General features: G+C 64.8%; 22 protein-coding genes. 10 read left to right on the top strand and 12 right to left on the bottom strand.

Annotated elements, in window-relative coordinates; genetic code table 11:
* Nucleotides 1-126: 126 nt before the first annotated feature.
* Genes RDV64_RS21735 through RDV64_RS21750 form a run of 4 tightly spaced genes read left to right on the top strand, consistent with a single transcriptional unit; the run spans nucleotide 127 to nucleotide 4,110 of the window.
* On the top strand, nucleotides 127-1,104 hold the full coding sequence (locus RDV64_RS21735; RefSeq protein ID WP_309197065.1) for a TRAP transporter substrate-binding protein: 978 nt from the start codon (nucleotides 127-129) through the stop codon (nucleotides 1,102-1,104).
* Between the two features lie 37 nt (nucleotides 1,105-1,141).
* Entirely contained in the window at nucleotides 1,142-1,654 is a 513-nt protein-coding gene (locus RDV64_RS21740) for a TRAP transporter small permease (RefSeq protein ID WP_309197066.1), read from the top strand.
* Nucleotides 1,644-2,936 carry a TRAP transporter large permease gene (locus RDV64_RS21745; protein ID WP_309197067.1) on the top strand — a complete coding sequence of 431 codons (1,293 nt, stop codon included), beginning with the start codon at nucleotides 1,644-1,646 and terminating at the stop codon, nucleotides 2,934-2,936. Before RDV64_RS21740 ends, RDV64_RS21745 begins: the two co-directional genes overlap by 11 nt.
* A 10-nt stretch (nucleotides 2,937-2,946) precedes the next feature.
* Complete coding sequence (locus RDV64_RS21750; protein ID WP_309197068.1) at nucleotides 2,947-4,110, top strand: ROK family protein; 1,164 nt, start codon at nucleotides 2,947-2,949, stop codon at nucleotides 4,108-4,110.
* Between the two features lie 27 nt (nucleotides 4,111-4,137).
* On the opposite strand, the gene phnE (RDV64_RS21755) is transcribed toward RDV64_RS21750, so the two are convergent.
* Genes phnE (RDV64_RS21755) through phnD form a run of 4 tightly spaced genes read right to left on the bottom strand, consistent with a single transcriptional unit; the run spans nucleotide 4,138 to nucleotide 7,596 of the window.
* On the bottom strand, nucleotides 4,138-4,953 hold the full coding sequence (phnE, locus tag RDV64_RS21755; protein ID WP_309197069.1) for a phosphonate ABC transporter, permease protein PhnE: 816 nt from the start codon (nucleotides 4,951-4,953) through the stop codon (nucleotides 4,138-4,140).
* A 1-nt stretch (nucleotide 4,954) separates the two neighbouring features.
* Complete coding sequence (gene phnE / locus RDV64_RS21760; RefSeq protein ID WP_309197070.1) at nucleotides 4,955-5,758, bottom strand: phosphonate ABC transporter, permease protein PhnE; 804 nt, start codon at nucleotides 5,756-5,758, stop codon at nucleotides 4,955-4,957.
* Nucleotides 5,755-6,585 (bottom strand): phosphonate ABC transporter ATP-binding protein, encoded by an 831-nt coding sequence (phnC, locus tag RDV64_RS21765; RefSeq protein ID WP_309197071.1) that lies wholly within the window; start codon nucleotides 6,583-6,585, stop codon nucleotides 5,755-5,757. The genes phnE (RDV64_RS21760) and phnC overlap by 4 nt, the downstream gene beginning before the upstream one ends.
* A gap of 60 nt (nucleotides 6,586-6,645) precedes the next feature.
* The gene (phnD, locus tag RDV64_RS21770; protein WP_309197072.1) at nucleotides 6,646-7,596 is read right to left on the bottom strand and encodes a phosphate/phosphite/phosphonate ABC transporter substrate-binding protein; all 951 of its coding nucleotides are present in this window, start codon (nucleotides 7,594-7,596) and stop codon (nucleotides 6,646-6,648) included.
* A 326-nt stretch (nucleotides 7,597-7,922) separates the two neighbouring features.
* On the opposite strand from phnD, the gene RDV64_RS21775 reads away from it, so the two are divergent.
* Nucleotides 7,923-9,536 carry a Na/Pi cotransporter family protein gene (locus tag RDV64_RS21775; RefSeq protein ID WP_309197073.1) on the top strand — a complete coding sequence of 538 codons (1,614 nt, stop codon included), beginning with the start codon at nucleotides 7,923-7,925 and terminating at the stop codon, nucleotides 9,534-9,536.
* A gap of 19 nt (nucleotides 9,537-9,555) precedes the next feature.
* Here RDV64_RS21775 and RDV64_RS21780 read toward each other — a convergent pair whose 3' ends face one another.
* The 5 genes from RDV64_RS21780 to RDV64_RS21800 all read right to left on the bottom strand — a co-directional run bounded on the left by RDV64_RS21780 (nucleotide 9,556) and on the right by RDV64_RS21800 (nucleotide 16,102).
* Nucleotides 9,556-11,115 (bottom strand): calcium-binding protein, encoded by a 1,560-nt coding sequence (locus tag RDV64_RS21780; RefSeq protein WP_309197074.1) that lies wholly within the window; start codon nucleotides 11,113-11,115, stop codon nucleotides 9,556-9,558.
* A gap of 182 nt (nucleotides 11,116-11,297) precedes the next feature.
* Nucleotides 11,298-12,797 (bottom strand): calcium-binding protein, encoded by a 1,500-nt coding sequence (locus RDV64_RS21785; protein ID WP_309197075.1) that lies wholly within the window; start codon nucleotides 12,795-12,797, stop codon nucleotides 11,298-11,300.
* A 218-nt stretch (nucleotides 12,798-13,015) separates the two neighbouring features.
* Complete coding sequence (locus tag RDV64_RS21790; RefSeq protein WP_309197076.1) at nucleotides 13,016-14,632, bottom strand: calcium-binding protein; 1,617 nt, start codon at nucleotides 14,630-14,632, stop codon at nucleotides 13,016-13,018.
* Nucleotides 14,633-14,751: 119 nt separating this feature from the next.
* Nucleotides 14,752-15,183, bottom strand: coding sequence for a globin domain-containing protein (locus RDV64_RS21795; protein WP_309197077.1), 432 nt, complete (start codon nucleotides 15,181-15,183; stop codon nucleotides 14,752-14,754).
* Nucleotides 15,184-15,262: 79 nt separating this feature from the next.
* On the bottom strand, nucleotides 15,263-16,102 hold the full coding sequence (locus tag RDV64_RS21800; protein WP_309197078.1) for a LysR family transcriptional regulator: 840 nt from the start codon (nucleotides 16,100-16,102) through the stop codon (nucleotides 15,263-15,265).
* A gap of 149 nt (nucleotides 16,103-16,251) precedes the next feature.
* Here RDV64_RS21800 and RDV64_RS21805 point away from each other — a divergent pair, with 149 nt between their 5' ends.
* The 3 genes from RDV64_RS21805 (at nucleotide 16,252) to RDV64_RS21815 (ending at nucleotide 18,172) form a co-directional block, all read left to right on the top strand.
* Entirely contained in the window at nucleotides 16,252-17,301 is a 1,050-nt protein-coding gene (locus RDV64_RS21805; protein WP_309197079.1) for a LysR family transcriptional regulator, read from the top strand.
* The gene (locus RDV64_RS21810; protein ID WP_309197080.1) at nucleotides 17,279-17,716 is read left to right on the top strand and encodes a globin domain-containing protein; all 438 of its coding nucleotides are present in this window, start codon (nucleotides 17,279-17,281) and stop codon (nucleotides 17,714-17,716) included. The genes RDV64_RS21805 and RDV64_RS21810 overlap by 23 nt, the downstream gene beginning before the upstream one ends.
* A 141-nt stretch (nucleotides 17,717-17,857) precedes the next feature.
* On the top strand, nucleotides 17,858-18,172 hold the full coding sequence (locus RDV64_RS21815) for a hypothetical protein (RefSeq protein ID WP_309197081.1): 315 nt from the start codon (nucleotides 17,858-17,860) through the stop codon (nucleotides 18,170-18,172).
* A gap of 18 nt (nucleotides 18,173-18,190) precedes the next feature.
* Here the strand turns inward: RDV64_RS21815 and choV are convergent, their stop codons facing one another.
* Genes choV through RDV64_RS21830 form a run of 3 tightly spaced genes read right to left on the bottom strand, consistent with a single transcriptional unit; the run spans nucleotide 18,191 to nucleotide 21,029 of the window.
* Nucleotides 18,191-19,240, bottom strand: coding sequence for a choline ABC transporter ATP-binding protein (gene choV, locus RDV64_RS21820; protein ID WP_309197082.1), 1,050 nt, complete (start codon nucleotides 19,238-19,240; stop codon nucleotides 18,191-18,193).
* Nucleotides 19,237-20,073 (bottom strand): choline ABC transporter permease subunit, encoded by an 837-nt coding sequence (gene choW / locus RDV64_RS21825; RefSeq protein ID WP_309197083.1) that lies wholly within the window; start codon nucleotides 20,071-20,073, stop codon nucleotides 19,237-19,239. Before choW ends, choV begins: the two co-directional genes overlap by 4 nt.
* Nucleotides 20,074-20,093: 20 nt before the next feature.
* Entirely contained in the window at nucleotides 20,094-21,029 is a 936-nt protein-coding gene (locus RDV64_RS21830) for a choline ABC transporter substrate-binding protein (protein WP_309197084.1), read from the bottom strand.
* 109 nt (nucleotides 21,030-21,138) lie between these two features.
* Here RDV64_RS21830 and betI point away from each other — a divergent pair, with 109 nt between their 5' ends.
* Both betI and betA read left to right on the top strand, forming a co-directional pair.
* Nucleotides 21,139-21,726 carry a transcriptional regulator BetI gene (gene betI, locus RDV64_RS21835; RefSeq protein ID WP_309197085.1) on the top strand — a complete coding sequence of 196 codons (588 nt, stop codon included), beginning with the start codon at nucleotides 21,139-21,141 and terminating at the stop codon, nucleotides 21,724-21,726.
* Between the two features lie 19 nt (nucleotides 21,727-21,745).
* On the top strand, nucleotides 21,746-23,404 hold the full coding sequence (gene betA / locus RDV64_RS21840; protein ID WP_309197086.1) for a choline dehydrogenase: 1,659 nt from the start codon (nucleotides 21,746-21,748) through the stop codon (nucleotides 23,402-23,404).
* Nucleotides 23,405-23,434: the final 30 nt, after the last annotated feature.

Here is a 23,434-nt window from a genome sequence, read left to right on the forward strand (position 1 = left end):
CCGGATTCCGGTCAATCGCCCACGACGCGCACAAACCATATTTTTAATCACAATCCGTTCTAAATTATTGACGGCTGTGATTGCAGGACGAATACTGCCCTTAACCAATACAAGGGGGATCTCGTTGTGAAGGCTTATATCACCGCTCTACTCGCGGCCGGACTGAGCACGTCTTTGATGGTCGGCGGCGCTTCGGCGCAAACCGTCCTGCGCCTTGCGGAAAACCAGCCGGAAGGCAATCCGGTCACCGAGGCGATGCACAAATTCGCCGATCTGGTGAAGGAATATACCGACGGCGAAGTTGTCGTTCAGGTGTTCTCCGGCGCCCAGCTTGGCCAGGAGCCCGAGACGATCGAGCAGGCGCAGGCCGGCATCGTCGACCTGTCTCGCGTGAACGCTGTGGTGCTGGCCAACGTCAGCCCCTCCATGGGCGTCACGACCCTCCCCTACATCTTCAGCGGCTGGGACCAGAAATACGCCGTGCTGGACGGTGATGTGGGCGACGAAGTCCGCGCCGACCTTGCCGATGTCGGCCTCGTCGGCTTCGAGTTCATGGATGCCGGTTCGCGCTCGTTCTACACCGTCGAAGGCAAGCCGGTGAAATCGCTGGAGGACCTCGAGGGTCTCAAGATCCGCGTGCAGCCGGCACCGATTTCCATCCGCATGGTCGAGCTTCTGGGCGCCGTGCCGACGCCGATGAACTACGGTGAGGTCTACTCCGCGCTGCAGACCGGCGTGATCGACGGCGCCGAGAACGACTATGTGTCCTACCAGACGTCAGGCCACTACGAGGTTGCTCCCAACTACGTGGAGGACGGTCACCTCAGCCCGCCCGCCATCCTCATCATGAACAAGGCAAAGTTTGACGGGCTGCCTGCCGACCAGCAGGAGGCCATCTCTAAGGCTGCCAAGGAAGCCGCCATGTTCGAGCGGGACGCCATGCGCGCTGCCAACGCGGAAGCCCGAAAGACCGTTGAGGCCGCAGGCTCCGTCGTGACCGAGATCGACAACGCCCCGTTCCAGGCCGCCGTCGCTCCGATCTACGACGAATTTCCCGACCTTGCGCCTCTGATCGAGCGCATCAAGGCCGTGAAGGCCGAGTAGCAGGCGGTTCCGGGCACAAGCAGGAAGGGTAACGGCCTTGCGACGACATTTTGCGCGCTTCGTTGACGGTCTGAACGTCGTCGCAAGCTGGGTTTGTTATGCCCTTCTGGTGGTCATCACCGCGATCACCTGCCTGCAGGTGTTCCTGCGCTTTGTCCTGAACAACCCCACCAGCTGGTCGGAGGAGGTCGCCCTTCTCTGCCTCATCTGGTTCGGGATGCTGGCAATTGCGGTCGGCATCCGCCGGCACGAGCATGTCGCCATCAGTTTCTTCCGCGACATGCTCCCCTACCCCCTCGCCCTCACTCTGGACTTCATGGCCCAGCTCCTCACCGCAGGGTTCATGCTGGTGGTGGTGGTCTACGGGCAGGACCTTGTGGCGCTGGCCGGCAAGCAGCTCCTTCCCGCATCCAGCCTCTCCAAGGCCTGGCTTTACGTTCCGACGCTGGTGGGCGGTGCGCTCGGCACCTTCAACGCCATCAGCAACATTCTCTTGCGTGAACTCGGCAACGCGCCGATCACCGCCATGGAGCCGCTCAATGCCGGTTGACTACATGGGCATTGCGCTGCTGCTCGGCGGCTTCCTGCTCCTGATGGGGCTGCGCGTTCCGATCGCGTTCGCACTCGGCATCTCGTCGCTCGCCACAACGCTCTATCTCGGCCTGCCGCTCCTGATGGTCGCGCAGCGGATGGTGAACGGGCTCAACACCTTTACCTTTCTGGCCGTGCCGTTCTTCATTCTGGTCGGCAACATCATGGGCGAAGGCGGTATTTCTGACCGGCTGGTGAAGCTCGCCGACGTGCTGGTGGGCCGTCTGCGCGGCGGGCTTGCCCAGGGCAACGTGGTCGCCAGCACGCTGTTCGGCGGCATTTCCGGTTCCTCCGTGGCCGACGTCGCGTCCATCGGCTCCATCATGATCCCGGCCATGACCAAAAGCGGCTACCCCGCCGGCTACTCGGTGGCCGTGACGGTCACCTCCTCCGTGCAAGGGGTGCTGATCCCGCCCAGTCAGAACATGATCTTCTATGCGCTGGCGGCCGGCGGGCTGCCCATCAGCACGCTGTTTCTGGCGGGCTATGTGCCGGGTGTGCTCCTCGGCCTGTCGCTGATGGTGATCTGCTGGTTCGTTGCGGTGAAGGAGAACCACCCCGTCGGCGCCCGCTACACCATGCGCCAGGGGTTGCAGGTGATCGGCAATGCGCTGGTCGGGCTCTTCACCATCGTCATCATCATCGGCGGCATTCTCACCGGCATCTTCACCGCCACCGAATCGGCGGCCATTGCCGTGGTCTATGCAGTGCTCGCCACCGCCTTCTTCTACCGCAGCCTCAACCGGCGGGCCATCGGGCGGATCTTTGCAACCACCCTCACCACGCTTGCCATCGTCACCGCCATCATCATGACGTCCTCGGTGTTCGGCTTCCTGCTGTCCTACCTCCGGGTGCCGGCATTGCTGGCCGACGCAATCTTTGCCATCTCCGAGAACAAGGCGTTCGTGCTCCTGTCCATCAACGTCCTTCTGCTCATCCTCGGCATGCTGATGGACATGGGGATCCTCATCCTGATCCTGACGCCGATCCTCCTGCCCATCGTCACCAAGGTGGGCGTGGACCCGATCCAGTTCGGGATCATCCTGATCCTCAACCTCGGGATCGGCCTGTGCACCCCGCCGGTGGGTACGTCACTGATTGTCGGTTGCGGGATCGCGCGGATCAATCTGGAGCGGACAGTGCGCAGCCTCCTGCCCTTTTACGGCGCGATGGTGGTGGTTCTGCTGCTCGTCACCTACGTCCCGGCGCTGTCGCTGACGCTGCCGGCGCTGTTCAGGTAGAGGGGTGCCCATGGGGCTCCCCCGCACGCGCGAGCTTGCCGCCGTGCTCGACCTTGTGCGCACCGGCCGGGCGTCGACGCGAGGGGAGATCGTCTCGCATCTGAACCTGCGCTCCACCAGCGTGTCGGACTATGTGGGCGAGCTGGTGGCCAAGGAGCTGCTGCGCGAAAGCATCGTCAAGCGGCAGGGCCGCGGGCGTCCCGCAGCCACGCTCGTCTACAACCTCCAGCGCTTCGGCGCTATTTTCATTCAGGTGACCAGCCGCAGCATTGCTGCCAAGGCCGTGGACATGGCCGGCAACGTCATCGCCGAACGAACGGCCGAACCGCCGCACAACACCAACAATGCCGATATGGCCGCGACGCTGCTGCGGCTGGCGCGCGCGATAAAGGCCAAATTTCCGAAGGGCGTGGAGGTGGTGGCGATCATCTGCTCGCTCTCCGGCCTTCTGGATGCGCCGCGCCACCTGTGGTGCTTCACCTCGCGCTGGCCGGAGGTGCGCAACCTCGATATTGCGGCGGCGCTCGCCCCGCTCGGCCATACGGTAACGCTGGTGCGCAACCTCGATGCCGAGCTGATCGGACGCCTTGCAAGCGCAAGCCCCGCGCAGTCGCGTGAAAGCGTCCTCCTGCTCCACTGGGGCTACGGCATCGGCGCTGCGTATTACACCGAAGGCGCCATCGTGAACCGCACGCAGGGGCGCTTTTGCGAAATCGGCCACTGGCGGCTCGGCAGCGCGCGTGGCCGCACCTGCACCTGCGGCAACACCGATTGCCTCGAAACCATTGCGGCCCTCTGGTCTCTGGGGCCGAAGCTGCGCGAAGCCTTTGCCGGCATGCCCGCCACGGAGGCCGAGCTGCGGCCCGTGGCGCGCGACCTCGATCTGCTGTCGGTTCCGGAGATGGAAGCGGCCACCAGCGAAGTGGTCCGCCTGACGGCCAACCTGGCGCGCCTGCTATTTCCCTACAGGATCATTCTGACCGGGCCGTTCGTGCACAATGCGGCCATCTTTAACCGCTTTGTGGAAGAGCTCGAAAGGGCGCCGGTGCTGAAGACGCTGGACCACATCACCGTGGGGGAAGGCGACGCTGTGGAGCGCCACGAACTGGACGGCGCCCTTGCCGGCGTTTTTGAAAAGGCACGCGCCACGCTGCTCGCAGCAGGCACCGGCTAGCGCCGCGTTCAGGCGCCAGCCCCGCGGTCAGGAGATCGCGTGGCGTACCTTGGCCGACACCCATTCGGACACGACGACGGTGGCGAGAATCACCACGAAGATCATCGTGACCTGCGGCCAGGCCAGCACATTGAGCGAAGCCTGCAGCTGAAGGCCGATGCCACCGGCGCCGACGAGGCCCAGGATGGTGGATTCGCGGATGTTGATGTCCCAGCGGAACACTGCCACGCCGAAAAAGCTCGGCAGGATCTGCGGCACGATGGCGTAATCGATCACCTGCGAGGCGGATGCGCCGGTCGCCCGCACGGCCTCCACCTGCTTGGCGTCGATTTCCTCGATTGCCTCGTACATCAGCTTGGCGACGAACCCGATGGAACGCAGGCCGATGGCAATGACGCCGGCCAGCACGCCGGGGCCGATGATGGAAACCAGCAGCAGCGCCCAGATCAGCGAGTTGATCGACCGCGAGGCAACAATGATGAACAGCGCAATCGGCCGCACGAACGTGGTGCTTGGCGTGGTGTTGCGCGCCGCCATGAAGGCGACGGGCATGGCGATGATGATGCCCAGGATCGTCCCCAGCGACGCGATGTTGAGCGTGTCCCACAACGGCAGCCACAGCTTGTTGATGTAGGACCAGCGCGGCGGGAACATACGGCTGGCAAGGTCGGCCGCCTGCCGGGGCGCATCGTCGACGAACGCCCAGATGGTGTCCTTGGTCATCACCTGCCAGCAGAACACGAAGAGCGCGACGAGAAGAAGCCAGCCCACCCAGATGGCGAGCGACTGCTTGGTTGTGCGCTGCCGCCAGACCGGGACGCCGTTTACCGTTGAACTCGGCACGCTACTGCACCCACTTTCGCACGCCGCTCGACGCGTACTCGGCAACCATGACGATTGCGATGATGATGAGAAGGATCGCACCGGCACTGTCGAACTCGTAACGGTCGATGGCGGTGTTGAGCGTGGCGCCGATGCCGCCGGCCCCCACGATGCCGATCACCGCCGATTCGCGAAAATTGATGTCGAACCGGTAGAGCGACAGCCCGATGAGGCGCGGCATCACCTGCGGCTGCACCGCATAGTTGACGATCTGCCACCAGGAGCCGCCCGTGGCACGGACCGCCTCCACCTGCTTGGCGTCAATGTCCTCGATGTCTTCGGCCAGAAGCTTGGCGAGGAAGCCGATTGTGGCAAAGGCCAGCGTGAGGAAGCCTGCAAACGGGCCGAACCCGAACATCGCCACGAACAGGATCGCGATGATGATCTCCTGCAGCGCACGCGATAGGGCGATGATGGCACGGCAGACAGCATAGACCGGCAGCGGCGCAAGGTTGCGCGCCGCGCCAATGCCGATCGGGATGGAGATGAGAACGCCCACCACGGTGGACGTGACCGTCATCGTCAGGCTTTCGATCAGACCCTGGCTGATGTCCTTCCAGCGCGACGTGAAATCGGGCTGGAGGAAGCCGTAGATGAAGCGCCACCCCCGCTCCAGCCCGAGATAGACGCGCATCCAGTCGACCTCCACCGAGGCCATCGCCGCGATGAGGTAGGCGACCAGACCGCCATAGATGATGATCCGCCACTTGAGGCTTTTGACGAGGATCGGCGGACGGCGCCAGACACGGCCGGGCGCCGTCGTCACGCGAGGCCCTCCAGCCGCTCGGCCATTTCGCGCTCGGTCAGGGCGTCGCCCTTGGCGTCTTCGGCGGCGTGGCGGCGCATGGCCGTCCAGTCTTCCTCGCCGTAGATCTTGGTGAGGGCCGCTTCGTCGAGCGCGGAGGGCGGACCGTCGAACACCAGCTCACCGGCGCGCAGGCCGAGAAGGCGCTGGGTGAAGTCCTGCGCCAGCACCACGTCGTGAATGTTGATGATGGCCGGCAGCCCGCGCTCTTCGCAGATCTCGAGGATCAGGCGCATGATCTGGCGGCTGGTCTTGGGGTCGAGCGAGGCGGTGGGTTCGTCGACCAGCAGAAGCTCGGGGTCCTGCTCCAGGGCGCGGGCAATGCCGACACGCTGGCGCTGCCCGCCGGACAGGGCATCGGCGCGCTTGTCGGCGTGTTCGCCAAGGCCCACCCGCTCCAGAAGCTGGAACGCCTTGTCGACGCTTTCCTGCGGGAAACGGCGCGTGAAGGAACGCCAGAACGGCACATAGCCGAGACGGCCGGACAGGACGTTTTCCATCACCGTCAGCCGCTCCACCAGAGCATATTCCTGGAAGATCATGCCGATCCGGCGGCGCGCACGGCGCAGGTCGCCGCGCGACAGGCCGGTAACGTTGAGGTCGCCCAGATGCACGGTGCCCGAGGTCGGTTCGACCAGCCGGTTGATGCATCGGATCAGGGTGGATTTACCAGCCCCGGACGGGCCGATAAGGCCGACGACCTCGCCCGAGGGGACCGAGACGGTCACATCCTTCAGGGCCTTGTCGCCGGTCTTGTAGGTTTTGGTCAGGCGCTCGATCTTGAGCAATTGAGGTCTCCAGTCGAGAGCCGGGCCGCCGGGCGGCAATCACCGCCCGGCGTGCTGTGGTTACTGACAGTCGTACGAAACGCCGTTGGCTTCGTCGATCTTGCGGATCACTTCCCACTCCTTCTGGAAGGTGATGGGAATGAACTGGGCTTCGCCGTTGCGCTCGAACTCTTTCTGAAGCGACGTGCCTTCCCAGTCAAAGCTGAAGAACGCGTCTTCGATCTGCTTCTGCAGCTCGGGCTTAAGGTTGTAGACCATGCCGTAGCCGGTCGTCGGGAAGGTCTGCGAGGTGTAAAGAACCTTCAGCTGATCTTCGTTGACCACGTCACGGTCGAGCATCCGCTTCTTCACCGAGTTGGCGATGGCGGCGGCCGGGTAGTCCTTGTTGGCAACGCCGAGGATGGAGTTGTCGTGCTTGCCGGAGAATACCGGCTCGAAGTCGGTGCCGGCTTCCATGTTGTAGTCGGCTTTCAGGATGGCCGAGGGCGCCTTGAAGCCGGAGTTGGACGTTTCGGACGTGAAGGCCATCTCCTTGCCCTTGATGTCCTCGACCGAGTCGATGCCGGAGCCCGGATACGTGATGATTTCCATCTCGTAGCCGTAGGACCCGTCAGCACCGGCCATGATGGTGAAGGGGCGGAACCCGGCGCAGGCGACTGCCAGCGGATTGGAGCCGGTGTTGAAGCCCGCAATGTGCAGACGGCCAGCGCGCATCGCTTCGATCTGTGCTGCGTTCGACTGCACGGGGAAGAACTGGACCTTCTTGCCGGTCTGCTCTTCGAGGTATGTCAGGAAGTCGGACCAGGCGTCGGCGTAGACGGCCGGGTCCTCGACCGGGGTGTAGGCGAAGATAAGCGTGCCGGGATCGAGCAGGTCGGCAGCATCGGTCGGAACGTCGGCCACAAGGTCGCCGTCGGCGTCGTTGTAGCGCGCGTCGAGCGTGAAATCCGCGAGGGCGGGCGTTGCGATCAGGGCAGCGCCCGTAAGCGCGGCGGCGAGTAAGCGTTTCATAAGTCCTCCGGTTGGCCGGCTTTTTGCGCCAAGCCTAGTCTTGGGGACCCTGCCAGCGGGTTGAAGCAGGCGCCAGTCCCGAAAATGGAACTGTCATAAAAACGTCATAAAGAGCAAGCCTTTTTGTGACGGCCCGAAAGGCACGGCATTAGCTGATTTTTTCAGACCCGACCGTTTCGCCGGAACCCTTGTTGTCATATTTCATTGGAAATAGACGCACATATTGCGTATGTCTTTCTTCTGTCATCTCTCGTGATTCACAGAACGCTGTGCTCGTCTCCCGGCAAATCGCACGCGCAGCTTCCACAGAAATGGTTCGGCTAGGCTTGGAGATTTTCGTCAATCTGGCGGGCGCGGTTGCGCTCCTCCTCTGGGGTATTCGCACGGTACGCACCGGCGTCGAACGGTTGTTCGGCTCGCGAATCGAGGCGCACGTCGCCGTCCTGACGGGGCGGCGGTTCTCGGCATTCGGGCTCGGCATCGGCACTGCCTTCTCGCTCCAGTCGGCGACTGCGGTCAGCCTGATGGCGGCAAGCTTCTGCGCCGGCGGCGTGCTGACGCTGCCAGCGGGGCTCGCCACGGCGCTTGGCGCGGAAGTCGGCTCCAGCCTCGCGGTCGCGATGCTGAACCTCGACGTGAAGGTGCTCGCCCCTCTCCTTCTTTTCGTCGGCTTCGTCACCTTCACCGCCTCGGGCGGGCGGCGGGGCAAGCACGTCGGCCGGATCACGCTCGGCTTCGCGTTCATCCTCACGGCGCTGACGCTCCTGTCGAGCGCCACGCAGGCGCTGGCCGCGGGGGATGCGGCGCGCGACATCATGCGCATCCTGTCGGCCGAACCGCTGGCGCTTGTCATCGTCACCATGCTTCTCACCTGGCTGATGCACTCGTCTATTGCGGTGGTGTTGATGATTGCGCAGCTGGTCGCCAACGGTGGCCTGCCGCAGGATGGCGGGCTGTGGATGGTGATTGGCGCCAACGCAGGCGCGGCTCTCCCCGCCCTCATCAGCGGGTGGACGCTGGGCGGGCGCGCCCGCCAGCTCCTCCTCGGCGCGGTGGGCCTGCGCCTGATCGGCGTTGCCATCGGCGCGCTGCTCCTCAGCGTCCCGGCACTCGCGGCCCTGCCCCCGGTTCAATATGCCGGCACCCACGTGGTGCTGGCGCACCTCGCGCTCAACGTCACGGCCGGCATTCTCCTTCTGCCGCTGGTGGGGATCGTCGCCAAGGTGGTGCAGGTGCTCCTGCCCCCCGTCGTGATCGCCGCCGATCCCGACCGGGTGACGGGGCACATGTTCCTGGCGCCGGAGGACGTCTCGCGTCCGCAGACCGCCTTCCTCAACATCGCAAACGAGACCTCGCGGGTCGCGCACATCGTGTTCGGGATGATCGGCGGGATTTCGGAGCTGTTCCGCGATCCGGAAGCGGATGCCCGGATCAAGGCGCTGGAGGCCGACGTCGACCGCCTCTACCGCGAAGTGACGCTCTACATGGCCTCGATCAAGCTAGACGACCTCGACGAAGACGAGCGCAACCGCTGGTTCGAGCTGTTCGAGTTCATCACCCATCTGGAGCATGTGGGGGACATCATCACCCGCAACATCACCGATCTTGCCAAGCGCAAGCGCAAAACCGGGCTGGAATTTTCGCCCGACGGCGCCAACGAGCTGGACGGCCTGACGTCCGAGCTGTCGGACATCTTCCGGCACGCGCAGGCCGTCTTCCTGTCGCGCGACAAGCGCCGTGCGCAGGATCTCGTCACCGCCAAACGACGGTTTCGCACGCACACGCTGGAAAGCCAGCGCCGGCATGCGATGCGCCTGTCCAGCGGCGTGAAGACTTCGGTCGCCTCCTCGCGCATCCACCTCGATCTCCTGCGCGAGTTGCAGCGGATCAACTCCCACCTCACGGCGGTCGCCTACCCGCTGCTGAAGGAACCGTCCTGACCGGCGGAAACACCGCCGGTCAGACCAGAAAATCTTCGCCGAAGAGTTCGCCGGAAATGATTGCGACGTTGACGGTGTCGGCGTCGATCCCCTCGAAGGTTGCGATATATCTCGGTCCGTCGTCCGTCTGCGCACGCAGGATCGCATCCCCGGTGACGGCATCGGCTTCGGCCTCCAACAGGAAGTCGTATTGCGCGGGCACCTCCGGGGTGAAGAGGAAAAAGTCATCCGCGAATTCCAGCGTGTCGATCCCAAGCGTGAAGTTGCGGATGACATCCAGGCCGAAATCGCCGTTCTCGTAGCGGATCGTGTCGCGTCCACCCTGGCCGGCAATGTCGTCCGCCCCCTCGCCGCCAACGAGCGTATCATGGCCGCTGCCACCGCGGAGCAGATCGTCGCCGTCGCCGCCGCGCACTTCGTCGTTGTGACCGCCGCCGTTGACGGTGTCCTCGCCGGCGTTGCCGTCCAGCAGGTCAGCGCCGTTTTCGCCCAGGAGCGTATCGCTGCCCTCTCCGCCGTAGCCCTCATCGTCGCCGGTGCCGAGCTCGAACAGGTCGTCCCCGCCAACACCCGATGCAACATCGTCACCAGAGCCGGTCTCGATGATGTTCGCCCACGCATCGCCGAGCACGAAGTCGCCGCCGGATCCGGTGCGGATGTTTTCCACATAGTCGATCGTATCGACACCCTGGGCGCCGGCGAACACGAGCCCTTCCAGAGTACCCGAGAGGTGAACCGAGACGTCTGCGCTGTAGTTGAACACAGCCGTGTCGTTGCCGTTGCCCCCATTGATGGAGTCGTTGCCGGCGCCAGTTTCGATCAAATCATCGCCATCGCCGGCGTAGACGGAATCGTCGCCTGCACCGCCGACAAACGTGTCATTGTCGTCCTGCCCATGGAGCGCGTCGTCGCCATCCTGGCCCACGACCAGGTCCTTGCCTTCGCCGCCATGGATCGTGTCGTCACCATCCCCGCCGCGCAGCGTATCGCGTCCTTGTCCGCCAATCAGCGTGTCGTTGCCGCTCCCGCCAAAAGCGCGGTCATTCCCGTTGCCAGCGATCAGCCAGTCGTTGTCATTGTTGCCGTACAAGGTGTCGTGACCGGCCTCGCCATACAGCGTGTCCTCGCCGCTCCCACCCGTTATGGTGTCGTTGTGGCCGCCGCCGAAAACCGAATCGTCCCCGTCACCTCCGTCGATGTAGTCGGCCCCGTTGCCTGCGTAGACCGTGTCCTTGCCATCAAGGCCGTAGAATACCTCGTCGCCGTTGGTCGCGTTGTAGTGGTCGTCGAAGTTGCTGCCGTTGATCTGCTCGATGTTGTCGTAGAAGTCCCATCCGCCGGAAGCGACGCCGCGGCGCACGATCTGGTCAGGCCCCTCGATGAACAGGGGGACATGGGAAAACTCGTAGCTCAGGATGTCGTACCCGCCGCCGCCGTCGATGGTGTCGGCGCCTTGTACCGGGGACTCCAGTGGGCCGTTGGCGTAGATGGTGTCGTTTCCACCGCGTGCGGAAATGTCATCCGCTCCCTCAAGGTCGTAGAGGATGTCGGCGCTGCTCGTTCCGTTGATGATGCTCATGGCGTTGATGTCCTAAAGTCCGCTTGCTGACAGTTTGGACGTGGAACTTGCGGGCGGAATGCGGAACCGCGTTCCACGCACGGGCGCGATGCAAGGATGCAGTCACCCCAAGACGAGCGCCGGACACGAAGGCGCAGAAACGCCTGGACGGCCCGGCGGCGCCGGTGAGTTCGGTCAGTCGATCAAAAGTCGCCGAACAACGTGCCCGAAGTGATCGCATCGTTGATTGTCGCAGCGTCGATCCCGTCGAAACGGGCAATGTCCTGACTGCCGATGGATGTGGAAGCGCGCAGGATCGCGTCGCCCGTCCCCGCATCGGGGATGGCCTCGAGGAGCCAGTCCAGCTGCTCGAGCGACGGGTTGGGCGTCACGAAGAAGTCTTGCGAGAATTCGAGATTGTCGACGCCAACCTGGAAATTGACGATTTCGTCGAGCCCGACATCGCCATACTCGTAACGCACGGTATCGCGCCCGCCGCCGCCGTTGATCTCGTCCGCCCCCTCGCCGCCGACCAGCGTGTCCTTGCCGGATGCACCGATGACGAGGTCGTCCCCGTCGCCGCCGCGCACCAGGTCGTTGCCCGAGCCGCCGTTGACGGTGTCCTCGCCCGCGTCACCGGACAGCTCGTCGGAGCCGCCCTGCCCCTGAAGCGTGTCGTTGTGGTTGCCTCCGCTCGCCGTATCGCCCCCGTTGCCGAGCTTGATCCGGTCGTGACCGTTCATGCCGGAGACAATGTCAGCCCCGCCCCCCGTCTCGATAACGTTGCTGTTGCCGTTGCCGACAACCTCGTCCGCCCCCGACCCTGTCTGGATGTTCTCGATCAGGCTGAAGGTGTCGGCGCCGCTCGACGCACCAACCGCGGTGCCGTCTCCGACATCAGCCATGGTGACGAGAACACCGTCGCTGAAATCGAAGACGGCGGTGTCGATGCCATCACCGCCGTTGATGACATCATCGCCGGCGCCGCCCTCGATGGAATCGTTGCCGTCGTTGCCGAACAGCGAATCGTCCCCGTCGCCACCGTCGACGAGGTCCTTTCCCGCACCGCCGTGCAGCGTATCGACGCCGCTCTCGCCGAACAGGGAGTCCCGCCCTTCGTTGCCGTTGATAGCGTCGTTGTGGTTGCCGCCGAAAGCCTGGTCGTTGCCGTTGCCGCCGCCGATGAAATCGCTGCCGTTTCCGCCGTAGAGACTGTCGTGGCCGTTTTCGCCGTAGATCTCGTCGCCGGCGACACCACCGTCTACGGTGTCGTTTTGCGTACCGCCATAGATGGTGTCGCTGCCCGCGCCCCCGTCCAGCTCGTCCGCGCCGGCTCCGGCCTCGATCCTGTCGCCCCCGTGGTATCCGTCGATGACGTCCGACTTGCTGCTCCCGGTGATGTGGTCGCTTTTCGAGCTGCCGATGACGTGTTCGATGTTCTCGAAATAATCCTTGTAGTCGCCCGCGCCGGCCAGCCGGCGCGATTCGCCCGCCTCCATGTCGATCCACATCATCTTGTCGGTGAGCTGATAGCTCAGGGTGTCGAAGCCGCCGCCACCGTTGATGAAGTCCGGCCCCTGCGCTGCGGGCTCGGCCGTCGCGCTGGCAATGATGAGGTCGTTGCCGCCGCGTGCTGAAATCTCGTCCTCGCCCAAACCGTCGTAGAGGACATCGTCGTATCGTGTGCCGTTGATAATGCTCATGGGGTATCAATCCGTTGCATGGTGTCTGACGACTTCCACGTGGCGCTGCGACAGCGGCCACGGAACGGTTGTTCGCGCACGGGTCGATTGCGCCGATGCCGCTCTTCAGGCGGCGAACGAACGAAAGCGCCGCCTGGCCGGGAATGGCCAGGCGGCGCTCAAAGTCCCTGCGGGGGACGCGCAGATGGTGCCGGCAACAGCCACCCGTTCAGAGCGGCTCAGACGAGGAAATCTTCGCCGAAAAGCTCGCCGGTGACGATGGCATCGTTGATCGTTGCGGCATCGATCCCCTCGAAGCGGGCAATATCGTGCAAGCCGACCGAGCTTAAGGCGCGCAGCACGGCGTCGCCCGTCGCCGGATCGGTGTGGGCTTCCAGCAGCATGTCGTATTGCGCGTCATTCACGACGGGGAAAAGGAAGAAGTCGTTCGAGAACTCAAGCTCGTCGACCCCCAGGCTGAACCCGGAGATGACGTCGACGCCGATATCGCCTGCCTCGTAGCGGATGGTGTCGGCACCACCGCCGCCCACGATCTCGTCCGCCCCTTCACCGCCGATGAGAAGGTCCTTGCCACCACCGGTCCCGCCGATGAGACGGTCGTCGCCGTCGCCGCCGCGCAGGCTGTCGTGCTGTCCGCCGCCGTCGAGCGTGTCATCACCCGCGCCGCCCTCGAGCGTATCAATGCCCTTGCCGCCCAGAATGACGTCGTTGCCGTCGCCGCCATAACCTTCGTCGCCGCCGCGGCCGAGGTCGATGGTGTCGTTGCCCGCCGCGCCGTCGACGTAGTCGTCGCCACTCATGGTCTCGAGCAGATTGTCGGCGCCATAACCCTCGACATGATCGGCGCCTGAGCCGGTTCGCACATTCTCGATGTCCATCATGCTGTCGGTGCCGCCGAAGTCGCTCGTGGCAACGCCGTTCTGGGACGCCATGTAGACGCCGATACCATCGGCAAAGTCGAACACGGCGGTGTCGGTGCCCGCGCCACCTTCGAGGATGTCGTCGCCGAAGCCGCCTTCGATGAGGTCGTCGCCATCCTCACCGACCAGCGAGTCGTCGCCCTCGCCACCGTAGAGCGAATCGTCGTCGCTGCCGCCCTTCAGCGTGTCTTTGCCATCGTCGCCGAACATGGAATCGTCGCCCGCCGACCCGTGCATGGAATCGTCGCCGTCGCCCCCGAAGATCTCGTCCTTTCCGCTGCCACCCTCGATCTTGTCGTCATCGCCGCCGCCATGAAGGGTGTCCCGGCCGTCACCGCCCATCATGAGATCTTCGCCGTCGCCGCCGTCGATGAAGTCCCGTCCGTTCTCGCCGTACAGAAAATCGCCGTCGTCGCCGCCGTAGATCTCGTCGAGGCCATTGCCGCCCCAGACCGTATCGATCCCGGCCCCGCCCTCGATGGTATCGTTGTGGCCACCGCCGAACACCTCGTCATCGCCGGCGCCGGCCGAAAGGCTGTCGTCGCCGTTGAAGCCGAAGATGAAATCGTCTCCGCCCAGCCCCTCGAAGACGTCGTTGCCATCATTACCGTCGAACGTGTCCTTGAACTGGCTGCCGATGAATTCCTCGATGGAGATGTAATGGTCTTCCTGCGAACCGCCTCCGGCGCGGGTGACTTCGCCAACCGCATCGTCGATGAGGACGCCGACGGTCGAGTTCTCGTAGCTCAGCGTGTCGATGCCGCCGCCGCCGTGGAAGAAGTCAGCGTCCTGCCCGAGCGGCTCCGGCATTGAAGCGCCGAAGATCGTATCCCGCCCGCCCATGCCGTAGATGGAATCGGCTTCGTCCGTATCGTGGAGTTCGTTGGCGCTCTGGTCGCCATTGATGATGCTCATGTCTGGTCACTCCCGCTGGTTTGCCATTTGCAAGGCGGGAGGTGGCCCCGTCGCGGGCGCGGCGGAACGCGCAGCGCTGCACGGCTCCGGTGCGCCGATGCAGCCGTCCGCGCGCCGGATCAGGCGCTGACGGGCTGGCGCGGATAGGCGCTGGCGATCATGACCGCAGCCATGAGGTCGTAGGCAGCACGCCAGGCAGCGTCTTCCTCTGGCGAAAATTCTTCGCCGAACACGGCGTTGAGCGTCTTCAGCAGCGCAGCGCCGACATGTTCATAGTGCTCGGCCTTCACGCCGTAGTCGATGTGGCGGCGCGCCAGATCGGAGACCAGCGGGCCGAAAGCGTCGATGTCGTGGATCTGGCTGACGATGGCACCGAGCGCCAGCATCGTCTTTTCGGTCTGGCCGACAATGTCCGAGCCAAACAGCGGCCGCGTCTCGGGTGCGATCTCGAAGAGGGTATCGTAGAAGATGTCCGTGACTTCGATCTTGCGGCGGATGCATCGGCGCAGGCTGGCCCGTAAAGTCTCGATCTCGGCAGAGGTCATCGACATCGGCGCACTCTCCTCGGTTGAGTATTTGCGGCGGTGATGCAGATCATAGACCAGAAAATGCATGTTTTAGCGAATCTGTTCAGAAGGCGCTCGGAAAGACAGCGCGCAACCACCTGACAATTGCCTGAACGCGCGCCGAGCCGATCGTATCGGGATGAACGTGCAGATAAAGATCGCGCACGACCGTCTCGCCGGGGCCGGACAGCCGAACCAGCTCGCGCCGGTTGTCGCCCAGGCAAACTGGCAAAATGGCGGTGACGTTGCTTTGCCCCTCGCACAGCGCGGACAGCAATGCCGATAGCGCGTTGACGACGAGCCGCGGCTGACCGGGGCCTGCGGATGCGCCGCCGGCGAAAGGCACGGCCCCCTGGCCGCCGGTGAGCGCAGCCGTCCCGTTCGCGCTGCCGCCCCGCCGTCCATAGACCGCGTGGTCGACCCCGCCGAGCTTGATGCCGAAGGCGCCGCCGCGGGGCGCCTGTTCGAACCACAGGCCGACGCACGGTTCGCCCGGCCAGACGTCCGGGCTCCGCTCAACACCGAACACGCGCAGCGTCAGGCCCGGATTGTCGTCCACCAGCGTTTTGAGGCCGACCGCAAGAAGACGGTCGAGCACCCACTGAACGCCGTCGATCCGCACGGCGCCGCTCGCGCCCCGCTCGCTTTCCCCCACCACCTCGGAAAGCTGGCCGACCCGGCTTTCCACCTCCATGGCAAGATCGATCAGTCGCTGGCCGGCTTCGGTCACGGCAACCCCGGCACGGGTGCGCACGAAGAGGGTTGCACCAACGGCCGCCTCCAGCGCGGTAAGCCGCCGGCCGACCGTGGACTGGTCGAGCCCCAGTGCGCGGCCACCACCGGACAGCGATCCGCTCCGCGACAGGGCAAGCGCGATCTTCAGATCATTCCAGTCGAGCGGCACAAATAACGTCTATGCAATTTTGCAGGGTCATTGTGCAACCTTGCCTATTCAATAGATTCTTTCAAGTGACTACCCCTTCACGAGCGCCAGCCCTGCAAAGCAAAGCGGCGCAACGATCCGATATTGCTTGAACCTTGGATGGATTGGCCGTGACGGACCATGCAATGACACCGCGCAAGCGGGCCGCAGCGACGACCCCCCAGCGCTCCGGCGGTGCGCGAACCGCGCTCGCCTCCGCCCTCCACGCGATGACGTGGGACGACCTTCGCGTCGCGCTGGCCGTCGGCCGGGCGGGCTCGATCGCACGGGCGTCCGAAGCACTCTCGGTCGATCCCGCCACGGTCAGCCGGCGGATCAACGCGCTGGAACAGGCGCTGGGCTCGATCCTGTTCACGCGCAACAAAGCCGGCATGGTGCCCACCGACGCAGGCGGGGCGATGCTGTCCCGCGCGGCGGAGATCGAGCACCGCACGTTCCTTCTGGAAGAGGAGATCGCGGCGCTCGGCACTGCATCCGGCGCGGTGCGCGTTGCGGGGCACGTTTGGGCAATTGCACAGATCGCCGCTGTCGGCGCGCCACTTCTCAAGGCCGCGCATCCCGGCATCTCGCTCCGCCTCATCGCCGCGCGCCCGCCGATCGACCTGCCAACCGGCCTTCCCACGGTGTCCCTGTGGTTCGAGACACCGCCGCGGGAGAATGAGTTCTGCATCACGCTCGGCGACGCGCCCTATGCCGTCTACGCCCGGTCCGACATCTGCGCCGAGAGTGCGCCGATGCTGTGCCACCGCAACGAGGACGGTCCGGCCCGCGCGCCCGACCGCTGGGAGAGCGGGCAGGACTGCGACGCCGCGAGCCCCCTCTCCGCCACCGATTCGATGATTTTGCGCGAGGCGGTCCGCGCGGGACTGGGCAAGGGGCTCCTTCCCATGTGCCTTGCCGCCGGCGATCCGACACTACGGCGCGTCGGCAGCGGCGGGCCGGAGCTGGTGCGATCACTACAGCTTCATGTCCACCCCGACATCGTTCAGCTCACCAGAGTTCGAAACCTGATCGACACCTTTCGGATGCACTTCAACGCGATATTCGGAACCAATATTTCTGATATTCGAAAAATTGATTCTGGAAATTCGAACACTTCTTACCGCATCGGATCAGCCAAGAAGGAGCAGAATTCCCATGCTTTCAGAATCGCAAATTGATGTTCTTCGTCACAGCTTCAAGGCTGTCTCGAAGGAGCCGGAAATCTTTGCCGCTGCTTTTTATGAGCGCCTGTTCCAGATCGCTCCGCATACGGAGGCAATGTTCAAGAACGACATGCACCGGCAGGGCCAGAAGATGGTGAGCACCCTTGGCGTGGTGGTTGCGAGGCTCCACGAGTTCGACACGCTGCTGCCGGTGATTACCGATCTTGCGCGCCGCCACGTCGCCTACGGCGTGGAGACCGCGCACTATCCGCCCGTGGGCGAGGCGCTTGTGTTTGCGCTGCGCCGCCAATTCGGCGCCGATGAAGAAACCATCGCGGTCTGGACCCTCGCCTACAACGCGCTGGCGCGGACAATGATTGCCGCAACCTATCCGGCCGCGGCGACCGCGCATCGCGCAGACGCTGCCTGAAAATTCCGGCGCCGCTCTGCGCTGTCCGCGCAGTCGGCGCCATAGCTGCTTTCGCGGCGTTCGCGGGATCCACCACCCGGTCCCGGCATTAAGGCTCCAGGGCATTCATGCCACGGACCGGAATGCAGACTGATGTCGATCATGATCGTATCAAACGGCGCCGCAAGTGCGTCGCATATTCGCGAACTGCGCGGGGGGCCGGCTGAAGCGCCCGCCGCCGCAGAAACAGCCGCGCCAGCCGAAACCAGCGCGGACTACTGGGCGATCCCCGCCGCGCCGGACCTTGACGAAGGCTTCCTGTACACGCCCGCCACCACCCGCACGCAAGCGGCCCGACCCGCCGCCGAAACGGCGGAGCCCGCGGCCTGGGCGCCGTTCGACGGCGTGACGCTGGACGACATTGCCCGCGCTACACCCGAGAGTGCTGCGCGCCTCTTCAGCTACAGCCTGTGGTAAGCGGCGTCTTCCGCGCGCTCAGCCGTTTGCTGGCGGCTCTGCGGACGGCCGGCCCGGCGCCAGCGCGGCCACCACGTCGGCGGCGTCGATCATGCCGACCGGCTGGCCCCCGTCCACGACACTTACGGTCTGCCCGCCACCGATCGCGTCCATCAGCGGCTCCACAAGGTCGCCGGGGGCAGCTTCCGGCGCGCCTACGGGCGCGGTGCCGGAACGCATGATGTCCCGCGCCCGCAGGACGGTGAGCGGGTTCATGTTGGCAACGAACGCCGCAACATAATCGTCCGCCGGGTTGCGCATGATGTCGCCTGGCGTGCCGCACTGGACAATCCGCCCGCCCTCCATGATCGCGATCCGGTCGCCGATCTTGAACGCCTCGTCGAGATCGTGGCTGACGAACACGATGGTGCGCTTGAGCTTGCCCTGAAGATCGAGCAGCTCGTCCTGCAGGCGCGCGCGGATGAGCGGGTCGAGCGCCGAGAACGGCTCGTCCATCAGGAGGATCGGCGCATCGGTGGCGAATGCGCGGGCAAGGCCGACGCGCTGCTGCATGCCGCCGGACAGCGAGGTCATCGGCCGGTCCGCCCAATCGGAAAGGCCGACGAGGTCGAGCTGGGCCCGTGCCGTCTCCTCGCGCTTTGCACGGGGCATGCCGGAGAGTTCCAGCCCGAAGGCGACGTTGTCGATCACGTTGCGCCACGGCATCAGCCCGAATTGCTGGAACACCATGGCGACCCGTGAGCGGCGGACGCGCCGCAGCGTGGCAGCGTCGATGGCCGCGATGTCGACGAGCCCGTCGCCGCCGTCCACCAGCATCGACCCGCGCGAGATGGGGTTGAGACCGTTGACCGCCCGCAGAAGCGTCGACTTGCCGGAGCCGGACAGCCCCATGAGGACAACGATCTCGCCGGGTTTCACCGACAGCGAACAATCGTGGACGCCCAGAACGTCGCCGGTCTCCTCCTGGATCTCGGCGCGGCTTTTCCCGGCATCCGCCAGCGCAAGCGCGCGCGCGGGATCGTCCCCGAACACGATGGAGACGTTTTCGAACCGCAGGGCGTCGCTCATGAACGGCGCTCCACACGCAGCATCCGGTCCAGAATGATGGCCACCACCACAATCACAATTCCGCTTTCAAACCCGAGCCCGGTGTCGACACGGTTGAGCGCGCGCACCACCGGCACCCCAAGCCCGTCCGCCCCCACCAGAGCGGCAATCACCACCATGGAGAGCGACAGCATGATGGTCTGGTTGAGGCCGGCCATGATCTGCGGCAGCGCATGGGGCAGCTCCACCTTCACAAGCCGCTGCCACGAGGTGGCGCCAAACGCCTCCGCCGCCTCCACAAGCGGCTTGGGCGTGGAGGCAACGCCGATTTCCGTCAGCCGGATCGGCGCCGGCAGGACGAAGATCACCGTTGCAATCAGCCCCGGCACCATGCCGATGCCGAAGAACACGATGGCCGGAATGAGATAGACGAACGGCGGCAGGGTCTGCATCAGGTCAAGCACCGGGCGCAGGCCCGCATAAAGCTTCGGCTTGCGCGCCCCCACTATGCCGATCGGCACGCCGATGCCCATGCACACGATGCAGGCGGCAATGACCAGCGTCAGCGTTTCCAGCGTTTCGGTCCAATAGCCCTGGTTGAGGATGAAGAGGAGGCCGAGCCCGGCAATGGTCGGCACCTTCCACGAGCGGTGGAGAAGCACCGCCAGCGCCACCACCGCCGCAATCAGCACCAGTGGCGGCACCGCTTCGAACGCGGCCAAAACCCCGTCGATCATCGCGCTCAACCCATCGGAAAGCGCGTCGAAGAAGACGCGCCCGTGGATCTTGGCCCATCCGAACACGGCCTCGGCCGCATCGTCGATGGGAATTTCGCTGTTTTCGAACAGGGACATGGGCTGGCCTCCTCAGCCGATCAGAGGCCGAGAGTCTGCTGCACGGCAGCAAGGCCCGGCTCGCCATCCGCGGTGGTCACGCCCTTCAGCCAGCCGTCCAGAACGCCGGGGTTGGCCTTGAGGTAGAGTTCGGCGGCAACGTCGGGATCTTCGCCATTGTCGAGGATGGAGGCCATCACCTCGTTTTCCATGGGGAGCGAAAATTCGAGGTTTTCCAGCATCGCGTAGACGTTGGGGCACGCGTCCGCAAAGCCCTTGCGCACGTTGGTATAGACCGTTGCGCCGCCAAGGTTGGGGCCGAAGAAGTCGTCACCGCCGGTGAGGTAGGTGAGCTTGAAGTTGGCGTTCATCGGATGCGGCTCCCAGCCAAGGAACACGATCGGCTCGTCCCGCTCGGTGGCGCGCGCCACCTGGGCCAGCATTCCCTGCTCCGAGGATTCGCGCACGTCGAAATCCTTCAGGCTGAACGCATCCTTCTCGATCATGTCGAGGATGAGGCGGTTGCCGTCATTGCCGGGCTCGATGCCGTAGATCTCGTCGTCCAGCGCATCGGCGTGGCTGGCGATATCGCCGAAACTTTCAATGCCCAGTGCAGCGCCGGCGGCGTTGGTGGCCAGCGTGTACTTGGCCCCTTCGAGGTTGGCGCGCACGGTCTCCACGGTGCCCTTCTCGCGGTAGGGGGCAATGTCGCCTTCCATGGTCGGCATCCAGTTGCCGAGGAACACGTCGATGTCGCCGCGCTCCAGCGACGCGTAGGTCACGGGCACGGACAGCACCTTCACGTCCACCTCGTAGCCGAGCGCCTGCAGGACGGTCTGCGTCAGGGCTGTTGTGGCGGTGATGTCGGTCCACCCCACGTCGGAAAAGGTGACGCTGTCGCAGGTGTCCTGCGCGTGGGCGCTGGTGGCCAGCAGAGCCGCGGCAAGGGCGGACAGGACGGCAATCTTCTTTGACATGGGTTCTCCCGAAAGTCGGTTGCGATGGTTTTTGATTGATCAGTCAATTAAAAGCGAATAGTCAGCTCCTGTCTATCCAAGGGTGCCAACGGCAGGAAAGCAAGTGACCATGCCCAAGGTTGGAATGGAGCCTTTGCGCCGGGATGCGCTGATCCGCGCCGCCATTGCCGAGGTGGGTGCCGCCGGTTCACTCGACGTGACGGTGCAGCAGATCGCGAAGCGCGCCGGCATGTCGCCAGCCCTCGCGCACCACTATTTCGGCTCGAAGGACAGGATCTTCATCGCCGCGATGCGCCGCATTCTGGACGAATTCGGCCAGGGCGTGCGGCGCCGTTACCGCACGGCAACCGGTCCGCGGGCACGCATCAGCGCCATTGTGGACGGGTGCTTCAGCCCCGAACAGTTCGACCCGGCCACCGTGATGGCCTGGCTCACCTTTTATGTGCAGGCGCACCGGACGCCGGAAGCGGCGCGGCTTCTGTCCATCTACGCGCGGCGGCTGGATGCCAACCTCGTTTATGCCCTGCGCCAGCTCACGCCGGGACCGGCCGCCCGGCGCATCGCCGAGGGCACCGCGGCCATGATCGACGGGTTCTACATCCGCGCTGCCCTCGATGCGCACACCCCGGACCCCCGTCAGGCCATCGACCTTGTTGAGGAGTACGTCACACTGTGTCTTGCGAAGGAAGCCGCTTGAGCCTGCGGGCAGCCCGCTGATGGAAGCTGATTTCGTGATCGTCGGGTCCGGCTCGTCCGGCTCCGCGCTTGCCGCGCGCCTCGGCGAATCGGGCGCCTCCGTCCTGGTGCTGGAGTATGGCGGCAGCGATGCCGGCCCGTTCATTCAGATGCCGGGCGCCCTGTCCTACCCCATGAACATGGACCGCTATGACTGGGGCTTCACGTCGGAACCGGAGCCGAACCTTGGCGGACGGCGCCTCGCGACACCGCGCGGCAAGGTGGTGGGCGGCTCGTCATCCATCAACGGCATGGTCTATGTGCGCGGCCATGCGCACGATTACGACCACTGGGCCGAATCCGGCGCTGCCGGCTGGGGATATGCCGACGTGCTCCCCTACTTCAAGCGGATGGAACACTGGCATGACGGGGGTCATGGCGGCGATCCGGAATGGCGCGGCACCGACGGTCCCCTTCACGTCACCCGAGGCTCCCGGCAGAACCCGTTGTTTCATGCCTTTGTGGAGGCCGGCCGCCAGGCAGGTTTCGAGCTGACAGCGGACTATAATGGCGAGAAGCAGGAAGGCTTCGGACCCATGGAGCAGACCGTGTGGCAGGGCCGCCGCTGGTCCGCCGCCAACGCCTACCTCAAACCAGCGCTGAAGCGGGACAACGTGGCAATCCACCGCTGCCTTGCCCAGCGTGTGGTCATTGAAGACGGACGCGCGGTGGGCGTCGAGGTCACGCGCGGGGGGACCACCGAAATCATTCGGGCGCGGCGCGAGGTGATCCTCTCCGCCTCGGCCATCAACTCGCCCAAGCTCCTGATGCTCTCCGGTGTCGGCCCTGCCGCGCATCTGGCCGAGCACGGGATCGATGTGGTTGCCGACCGGCAGGGCGTCGGCGCCAACCTGCAGGATCATCTGGAGGTCTACGTCCAGCAGGCGGCGACCCAGCCGATCACCCTTTACAAGCACTGGAACCTCGTCGGCAAAGCCCTTGCCGGCGCACAATGGCTCCTGCTGAAAAGCGGGCTCGGCGCGTCCAACCAGTTTGAAAGCGCCGCATTCTTGCGCTCCGCACCGGGCGTCCCCTACCCCGACATCCAGTATCATTTCCTTCCCATCGCCATCCGCTACGACGGCAAGGCCGCTGCCGAAGGCCACGGCTTCCAGGCCCATGTGGGGCCGATGCGCTCACCCTCGCGCGGGGCAATCACGCTGCGTTCGGCCGATCCGGCCGAGGCACCCCGCATCGTCTTCAACTACATGTCCGAACCGGAAGATTGGCGCGACTTCCGCCACTGCATCCGCCTGACGCGCGAAATTTTCGGCCAGGCCGCGTTCGACCCCTATCGCGGCAAGGAAATCCAGCCCGGCGCCGGCGTTGTCAGCGACGATGAGATCGACGCCTTCATCCGCGATCACGCCGAAAGCGCCTACCATCCCTGCGGCACCTGCAAGATGGGTTCTGCCCGCGATCCGATGGCCGTCGTGGACCCGGAGTGCCGCGTGATCGGGACGGACGGTCTGCGCGTGATCGATTCGTCGATCTTCCCGCGGATCACCAATGGCAACCTCAACGGTCCGTCCATCATGGTTGGCGAAAAGGCGGCCGACATGGTGCTTGGCCGGGCGCCGCTGGCCGCCCAGAACGCTGCCCCGTGGCAAAACCCGCGCTGGGAGATTTCCGACCGCTAGGCGCACATCCGGCGGGCGGTCCTGTCCCGT

The sequence above is a fragment of the Acuticoccus sp. MNP-M23 genome (genome assembly GCF_031195445.1).
In the GTDB taxonomy this organism is placed as follows: domain Bacteria; phylum Pseudomonadota; class Alphaproteobacteria; order Rhizobiales; family Amorphaceae; genus Acuticoccus.